The sequence below is a fragment of the Phenylobacterium sp. genome (assembly GCF_041916435.1).
Lineage (GTDB): Bacteria > Pseudomonadota > Alphaproteobacteria > Caulobacterales > Caulobacteraceae > Phenylobacterium.
On sequence record NZ_JAYRZM010000035.1, the window covers coordinates 1 to 1,079 of the forward strand.

Genomic DNA, 1,079 nt, shown 5'->3' on the forward strand with positions numbered 1-1,079 from the left:
GTCGTGGCTTTCGGTGCAGGGCTGGGCGTTGCAGCCTGCTTCGTCTGGGTGGCGGCGGAGGCGACTTGCGTCGGCGCCGCCGGCTCCACCGGAATGTTGGTCGAGGTGCCGTTGCCACCGTTGAACAGGTCGAAGATCGTCTTGCGCTTCTGCGGGTTTGGCGCCGTCGCCACGGGTTGCTCGGGCGTCACCGGCTGCGAGACGCCGGAAGCGCTCTGGCTCTGCGCTGCGGCCTGCTGCGACGGCGGCACCAGCACCACCGGCTTGGATCCGAGATTGTCGTAATCCGTCTGCTTCGACGCGGCCTGCTTGGTGGCGGTCTTCTTGGCCGCGGTCTTCTTCTTGGGCGGCGGGGCCGGCTGCGCGTCGCTCTGATCGGTGCTCGGCGCGGGCGCCGTGATCTGGGTGTCGGGTTGCGGCGTCACCACCGGTTCGGGCGTCGCGGAAGCAGTGGTTCCGGCCGCTGCCTTGGCAGCTGAGCCTCCCCCTGAAACAAGAGCCGCCCCGTCGGTGGCTTTTTCCGGGGGCGGCGGGGTATTCGCGTCACTCGACGAGGTCAGAGCAGAACTCGAGGGCAGTGGCGGTGGCGCTGCCGCCCCCTGGTCCGGCTGGGCAGAGGCGGCGGCGACCTGCGCGCCGCCCTTGAGGCCAAGATTGCCCTGCTGGTCGCTGCCGGGAATCGGCAGCGGCGGCGGCGGCTCGGGATCGGGCAGCCCCTGCCCCGTAGCCCCCTGGTCAGGCGCGTCGGGCGCCGGAATCTGGTTGGCGTTGCCGGCTGGCTCGATCTTCGGAACCTGGTCGGCCGGCTGCGTGCCGGATGCAGGCTGTGCCCCGGCGGCCGGCTGCCCGGCGTCGGGCTGCGCCGCTTCCGGCGTCACCGGCGTCTCTTCCGTCGGCTGCATCTCGCCGGTCACTTCCTGCTCGCCGACGATGCGGTCATAGATCTGCTTCTTGCGGGCCGCGGGGGCCTCGGTCTGGCCGTCGCCATTGGCATCCGGCGCTGCCATCTTGGCGGGCTCCGTCGGCGACGATATCACCGGCGTTGAACCCGATGACGAGCCGACGCCGGCGAGGTGCTT

The 1,079-nt window shown here is 71.1% G+C and carries 1 pseudogene; it reads right to left on the reverse strand.

Annotation, left to right across the window (positions count from 1 at the left end):
• Nucleotides 1–1,007: pseudogene (locus ACE3TA_RS22650) on the reverse strand (hypothetical protein); the annotation flags it as partial.
• Between the last annotated feature and the right edge of the window lie 72 nt (nt 1,008–1,079).